Origin of the sequence: Mesorhizobium ventifaucium, assembly GCF_935822925.1 — a bacterium.
Taxonomy (GTDB): domain Bacteria; phylum Pseudomonadota; class Alphaproteobacteria; order Rhizobiales; family Rhizobiaceae; genus Mesorhizobium; species Mesorhizobium ventifaucium.
Genome location: NZ_CAKXZS010000045.1, coordinates 1 through 7,171, shown reverse-complemented (window position 1 = coordinate 7,171; position 7,171 = coordinate 1). Strand labels below are relative to the sequence as shown.

The following is a 7,171-nucleotide window of genomic DNA, read 5'->3' as shown; positions in this document are numbered from 1 at the left end:
TTGCGAAGGTGTCTTTCTCCCCGCCACTATACGGGGAGAAGATGGCGGCAGCCAGATGAGGGGCGGCGCGACGTACGAGAATACCTGTCGCCCGAGCTAAAACGTAATCTTCACCGAAGCGGCGCTGCGGTTGGCTGGCCCGTGAAAGACAGCTTCGATGTTGTTGCCGTCGGGATCGAGCAGGAAGGCGGCATAGTAGCCAGGATGGTAGGGCCGCTCGCCCGGTGCGCCATTGTCCGTGCCGCCGCCGTCGAGGCCGGCCCTATAGAAGGCGTCAACCATCGCGCGGTCCCTTGCCTGGAAGGCAAGGTGGTGGCGGCCCGTCAGTTGCCCGCTGGCCGCCCGGCTGTCGATGCTGGAGACGAACAGTTCGTCGGCCCAAAAATAATCCTCGGCGCTGCCGCCGATGGGAACATCGAGCACCTTGAAAACCGCCTCGTAGAAGCGTCGGCTTGCCGCAAGATCCCTGACCACCAGCTGGACGTGATCGATGAGACGGCCGCGATGAAGTTCCATGCGTGATAGCTCCTGAGCGCCAGGTTGGAAATCTAGCCCAAGACGGCGCACGGTCAATGCAATGGGGCAATCGAGTGGCGCGATTTCCCGACTGGATAAAAAATGCAACCGGATTGTAGGATTCGAAATGTCGCCATCGTCCTTCGGACGCAAGCGGTGTGGCGAAGCTCGAAAGAAGTCGCGCCGTATCCAAACGATCTCGGGAGAAAAATATGCGCATTTCCTATCGTTGGGTCATCGTCGCGGCTGGCGCCCTGATGACCTGTGTCGCCCTCGGGGCGATGTTCTCGCTAGCGATCTTCCTCGAACCGATGGCGCTCGACACAGATTGGTCGCGCGCCGGCATATCGAGCGCGATGACGCTGAACTTCCTGGTAATGGGCCTCGGTGGCTTCGCCTGGGGCGCCATTTACGATCGCTACGGCGCTCGCATCGTGGTGATGACAGGTGCGGTGCTGCTCGGGCTGGCGTTGGTACTGGCCAGCCGCACCGGCTCGCTGCTTGTCTTCCAGATCACCTATGGCGTGCTCGTCGGCCTCGCGGCAAGCGCCTTCTTCGCCCCAATGATCGCGCTGACCACGGCGTGGTTCGACAAGAACCGCAGCCTTGCGGTTTCGCTGGTTTCGGCCGGAATGGGCGTGGCACCAATGACGATCTCGCCCTTCGCGCGCTGGCTGATCTCGGCCTATGACTGGCGCACCGCCATGTTCGTCATCGGTGTCGCGGCGTGGGCGCTGCTGGTGCCGGCCGCATTGCTGGTGCGTCAGCCGCACAAGCCTGCCGCTGACGGCGCCGCCTCCGATCTTGCCGCCGACGATACCGGCATGTCGGTTCCGCAGGCGCTGCGCTCACCGCAATTCATCGTTCTGGCACTGACCTTCTTTGCCTGCTGCGCGGCGCATTCCGGGCCAATCTTCCACATGGTGAGCTATGCGATGCTGTGCGGTATAGCGCCGATGGCGGCGGTCAGCATCTACAGCATCGAGGGCCTGGCGGGGCTGGGCGGCAGGCTTTTATACGGCGTGCTTGCCGACCGGGTGGGGGTCAAGCCGGTGCTGATTGCCGGTCTGGCGATACAGTCCGTGGTGATCGCAGCCTATCTTGCCGTCAGTGAGCTTGGTCAGTTCTATACGCTCGCCGTCATCTTCGGCGCCACCTATGGCGGCGTGATGCCGCTCTATGCGGTGCTGGCGCGCGAATATTTCGGCCAGCGCATCCTCGGCACGGTGTTTGGTGCTGTAACCATGCTGTCCAGCATCGGCATGGCCTTCGGCCCGCTCGCCGGCGGGATGGTGTTCGATGCCTATGCCAGCTACTCTTGGCTGTTCATCGGCTCGGCCCTGGTCGGGCTCGGCGCCGTGGCGGTGGCGATCGCCTTCCCACGGCTGCCGCGCAGGGAGTTGCAACCGGCGTAGCACGGCTGAGGGAGGATGCAGGGGGGTCGAAAGTGGACATCGCATATGTCAGCTTTTGACCCCCCAGTCGCGCGTTCATCGGCGGTGACAGGGAGCCGGGTCAAGACTGTGCAGGACCCATCTCCCTTAATTTGCAATCGATCATGATGCAGCGCAGCGCCCAAATGTCGACTGCCGGTAGGCTGAGATTTCGGACGAAAACCGTCAAGAATGGTAAATTAAGGGCTTTCATGGATTGTGCGCCGCGCACTCACGCGACTATTTCAACTACGTTAGCTTTTTGTGTTTGCGGCGCAGCATTTTTTTCCTATCCTCGCCTCAGGGCTTTGCGCATTCGATTGCGTGAAGAACTGGCGTGAGGATCCCTAAAATGCAGCAGGCAAAGCGAGTCTTGGTGACGGGGGGCGCAGGTTTTCTGGGATCGTTCTTATGCGAGCGGTTGCTTGCTGAAGGCCACGAGGTTGTATGCGTCGACAATTTCTTCACAGGAAGTCGGAGAAACGTCTCGCATTTGCTCGACAACAGATCCTTTGAGATCATTCGCCACGACGTGACATTTCCACTCTACGTAGAAATTGATGAAATATACAACCTCGCTTGCCCGGCAAGCCCGGTTCACTATCAGTTCGATCCGGTCCAGACGACAAAGACCAACGTCCATGGGGCGATCAATATGCTGGGGCTCGCCAAGAGGGTTCGCGCAAGGATCCTTCAGGCGTCCACGTCTGAAGTCTACGGCGATCCCGAAATTCACCCGCAGACCGAGGGCTATTGGGGCAGGGTAAACCCGGTAGGACCCCGTTCCTGCTACGACGAAGGCAAGCGGTGTGCCGAAACCCTGTTTTTCGACTATTGGCGGCAGCACAGGCTGCGAATCAAGGTAGCGCGCATCTTCAACACTTACGGTCCGAGGATGCGTCCGGACGACGGCCGCGTCATTTCCAACTTCATTATGCAGGCACTGCAAAACAAGCCGATAACTGTGTACGGCACCGGCGAGCAGACACGCTCATTTTGCTACGTCGACGATCTCATCGACGGTCTGGTTCGCCTGATGAACACGGCCGACGATGTTACCGGCCCGATCAATCTCGGCAATCCGGTCGAATTCACGATGCTCGAACTCGCCAATCTGATGATCGAGCTTACCGGAAGCCGATCCAAGATCAGGTTTTTACCTTTGCCCGTCGATGACCCAAGGCAGCGACAGCCTGATATCGGATGTGCCTTACGCGAGCTCAATTGGACGCCAAGAATCGCATTGCGCGATGGTCTCGCCAAGACCATTGCCTATTTCGATGAATTGGTCTCATCGGGATATGCTCACTCCGCTGCAGCCGAATGAAAACAGTCCTGGTCACTGGCGGGGCAGGGTACATCGGCTCACACTGTTGCAAGGCATTCGCCGAATCCGGTTGGTCGGTCGTTGCCTATGACAACCTCTCGCGCGGCTGGCGAGACGCGGTCAAATGGGGACCGCTTGTCGAGGGTGATATTTGCGACGGTGCAGCGGTGGCAGCAGCGCTGCACCAGTATCGGCCGGATGTGGTGGCGCATTTCGCCGCCTACGCCTATGTCGGCGAGTCCGTCGAGCGCCCGGAACTCTACTACCGAAACAACAGTTTTGGGACGCTGGTCTTGCTCGAGGAAATGCTGAAGGCCGGCGTCGACAAGCTGATCTTTTCGAGCACCTGCGCGTCTTACGGCGTTCCAGTTCGTTCGCCGATCGACGAAACGCATCCGCAGTCGCCCATCAATCCCTATGGGTGGTCGAAATTCATCATAGAACGAATGGTGGACAATCTTTCCGACGCCCATGGCCTCAACGCGGTTGTGCTGCGGTATTTCAACGCGGCCGGATGTGATCCCGACGGCGAGGTCGGTGAGCGGCATGAACCGGAAACGCATGTCATCCCGCTCGCTATCGAGGCGGCGATCAGGTCGGGCCGGGTTTTTACCATTAATGGCACCGACTTCGACACAAGGGACGGAACCGCGGTACGGGACTATGTCCACGTCAGCGATCTCGCCCGTGCTCACGTTCTGGCAGGGGAGAAGCTTCTGCGCGATCCGGGAGTCCATGTTTACAATCTCGGCACTGGAACCGGAACGACGGTGAACGAGTTGGTCGATGCGGTGAGCCGGGCTTCGGGAACGCGCCTCCCTGTGGCCTGCGGTCCGCGCAGGGCAGGCGACCCGCCTGCGCTTGTGGCCGCGGCCGGCAAGGCGGCCCGGGAACTCGGCTGGATGCCTGAGCAATCCGGAATCGACCGGATCGTCGAAACGGCGCTGGCCTGGCATCGCCGCCGGTTGTGAGGACATGCCATTCTGCGGGCCAGCGTACCGCCCCGGAGAAGCGGCCGATTGAAGAAACCGCAGGAGGTTACCGTCCCTTACTCTGAACGTCAGTGGCAGATACGATTTCTTGCTGGTGCTGTTGATATTGAGGAACAACGAGAGAGGCGGGGCCCTGGCTCCTCACTCTGCCGTTCTCGATCCAAACGACATTTGCGGCATCACGCGCCGTTTCGATGCGGTGGGTGATCAACAAAATTGTCCGGTTGCCAAGCTGCCGATCAATCGCACGCCGAACCTGGTCCTCAAGCGCGGTATCGAGTGCGTTCATCGCCTCATCCAGGATCAGGAAGTCCGGATCGCGCAAAACAGCTCGTGCGAGACCGATGCGCTGCCGCTGGCCGCCAGAAAATCGCAGCCCCTCCTGCCCGATCCAGGTGTCATAGCGGTCGGGGAGGTCCTCGACGAATGCCGCAACGCCGGCACTGCGGGCGGCGGCAATAATCTCGTCTTCGGTCGCATCGGCTTTGGCCATTCGGATGTTGTCTGTGACCGTGCCCTCGACGAGGTCGACGTCCTGGCCCGTTACGGCGATCCTGGAAAGCCAATCGTCCCGCTTGATGTCTTTTAGCCGCGTAGCGTCAATCTTTATGTCGCCGGAGGTCGGCTCGTATAGACGCAGGAGGAGGTTCACGATCGTAGTCTTGCCTGCGCCACTCGCGCCAATCAGCGCCGTGGTTACTCCGGCTGGAATCTCGAACGACAGGTCATTGAGCACCAGCGTGTCTGGATCATATCCAAAGCTTACGTGCTCAAAGACGATGCCCGCGTCCAGATTCCTGAGCGCGATAATACCCTGCGGGGGATATTCCTTGTCCTCGGATTGGATCATCTCCAAGACTGAGCGCAGTTGCGGCTGCATCTGCGCCAGAAACAGCAGGTTGCCTTCGAACTCCTGCGTATGCGGCTGTAACCGATACAGCAGCGCGACAGCGGCCAGCGTCACCTCGAAGCTGATGTGCCACCACCCGGAAACCAAGACGATAGAGCCCAACATTCCCAGATAGCCGATCTCGGTGGTCGGGCCGATCCATGACGAAAGGCGGATAAGGGACAACGAGGCGTTGCGTGCGGCCGCCGACGATTGCACGAAACGGCGCTGATGAAGCGTCTCCTGTCCATAGGCGCGGATAGTGCGCAATGCCTGGAGCGTCATGAGCATGTGCTCGCCTAGCGACTGATGGATCTTCTTCACCTGGCGCCCCAGGTCACGAGCGGGCCGCGAAAAGATGCGTAAGATCGCCGAAATCGCGATTGAGCCGACAGCCGCGATCAGCAAGATCTTCCACGAGATCGTGAGCAGGAAGAGGGCGAACACGAAGATCGAGCAGCTGTTTATGATAAGTCGCGTGACCGCTCCATAGGCTTGCGCAACCAACCACGATTCGGTCCCGAGCACTTCCATGAGCTGCGATTGCTCGCGCTGTTGGACGAATCCGAAGGCGACTCTGAGATATTGCTCGTGGACGAGGTTGCGCGTGCGCTCGCTGATCCGCTCGCCGATGCTGGAGCTTATCAAGGAGTATACCAGCGCCAGTGCTCCACGCGCGAGAATGAGCAGGAGGATCGCCACCGCGAGCCGGGTGGGGCTACCCAACCAGGCAACTGCCTCGCCCAGCGCTCGACCCTGAAAGCCATCTCCTGTGTCGGTGATCCGGTTGGACACCAGATAGAGAAACAGCAGGATCAGCGTGATGCCCAGGGTTTCGGCCACGGACGACAGAAAGCCGAGCGCGAGCAATGCCGGCGTCGCCCAGCGCGGCTTGCCAACGATGCGCAGCAGGTGCGACAGATCGCGCAACGAAGCACGGACTGCACCGTGCCGTATGACGCCACCGGCTTCGCTCATTTCAGCTCCCCCGCGGGAAAGCGCGCCGTCACCTGCGGGGGGATCGGCCGGCGACCACGCACCAGCCTCGTAACGACGCGCCTGGCCCACTGCGCGCCTGCCCGCGGCAAATCAACGGCGATTATCCGCATGGCGATCGCGGGATGATAGCGAAGCAGCAGCGACATGATCGGAAGGACATGGCGTGGCTGCCTCTGGTGCAACGTCCGCTCAAGGAGCCACGCCGAATAGAAATACAGGCCCTTACACAACGTCGGTGCCGCACCGGGGTGGCGGCCGAGCATCTCGTCCACCACAAGCATCCAGGATCGCAGCATGCGGCTCATGTCGCTCGACATATTTCCCGGCAAATAGCGATACCCGATCAGCGGCTCCTCGACGACTTCGAAGTGGTACCTTTCGGCGACGCGACAATAAAAGAGGATATCTTCGCAACCCTGCGCGCCCGCCTCGCGCAGCCGACTCTCGAACCCATCGGCGTCGATCAATGCCTGCCGACGCACCAGGGCGGCGCTGCCGTTGCCGACGAAATTACCGTAGAAGAGGCGCTCAAGCACATCGCCCCGCCAGTTTGGCCGGTGCTGACGATGATCAGTTATCATGCTCTGTGCATCGATCACCAAATACCAGCAGTAGACGAGCCCCACTTTCTCACCTGTCCGATCGAGCACAGCCAGCTGACGCTCGATCTTGGTTGGCGCCCAGAGATCGTCGGCATCGACGAATGCGATCAGGTTGGATCGCGCCGCTCGCCAACCCGTATTGCGGGCGGCGGCTACACCGGCGTTTGCCTGCTCGATCAGCCGCACCCGCGTGTCGATCTCCGCGTGAGATCGGGCGATCGCGGCAGTCTGGTCGCGTGAGCCATCGTCAACAACAATGATCTCGAGCGCACGATAGGATTGTGAGCGCACGCTGCGGAGCGTCTCGTCGATTGTATCTTGCGCATTGTGAGCGGGAATAACGACACTGACGAGTTCACCGTTCATTCGAGCACGGCCTCGACACCGGCAACAAAGTCATCGAGCGAGCGATC

At 60.4% G+C, this 7,171-nt stretch carries 6 protein-coding genes; 3 read left to right on the top strand and 3 right to left on the bottom strand.

What is annotated here, in order from left to right:
• Positions 1-96: 96 nt before the first annotated feature.
• Complete coding sequence (locus NMG70_RS28415) at positions 97-516, bottom strand: VOC family protein (protein ID WP_254027564.1); 420 nt, start codon at positions 514-516, stop codon at positions 97-99.
• A 212-nt stretch (positions 517-728) separates the two neighbouring features.
• Here NMG70_RS28415 and NMG70_RS28410 point away from each other — a divergent pair, with 212 nt between their 5' ends.
• The 3 genes from NMG70_RS28410 (at position 729) to galE (ending at position 4,247) form a co-directional block, all read left to right on the top strand.
• Complete coding sequence (locus tag NMG70_RS28410) at positions 729-1,931, top strand: MFS transporter (protein ID WP_254027563.1); 1,203 nt, start codon at positions 729-731, stop codon at positions 1,929-1,931.
• A gap of 370 nt (positions 1,932-2,301) precedes the next feature.
• Complete coding sequence (locus NMG70_RS28405) at positions 2,302-3,276, top strand: UDP-glucuronic acid decarboxylase family protein (RefSeq protein ID WP_254027562.1); 975 nt, start codon at positions 2,302-2,304, stop codon at positions 3,274-3,276.
• On the top strand, positions 3,273-4,247 hold the full coding sequence (gene galE / locus NMG70_RS28400) for a UDP-glucose 4-epimerase GalE (protein WP_254027561.1): 975 nt from the start codon (positions 3,273-3,275) through the stop codon (positions 4,245-4,247). The genes NMG70_RS28405 and galE overlap by 4 nt, the downstream gene beginning before the upstream one ends.
• 67 nt (positions 4,248-4,314) lie before the next feature.
• On the opposite strand, the gene NMG70_RS28395 is transcribed toward galE, so the two are convergent.
• On the bottom strand, positions 4,315-6,135 hold the full coding sequence (locus tag NMG70_RS28395) for an ABC transporter ATP-binding protein (protein WP_254027560.1): 1,821 nt from the start codon (positions 6,133-6,135) through the stop codon (positions 4,315-4,317).
• Positions 6,132-7,124, bottom strand: a complete 993-nt coding sequence (locus NMG70_RS28390) for a glycosyltransferase family 2 protein (protein WP_254027559.1) — start codon at positions 7,122-7,124, stop codon at positions 6,132-6,134. Before NMG70_RS28390 ends, NMG70_RS28395 begins: the two co-directional genes overlap by 4 nt.
• Between the last annotated feature and the right edge of the window lie 47 nt (positions 7,125-7,171).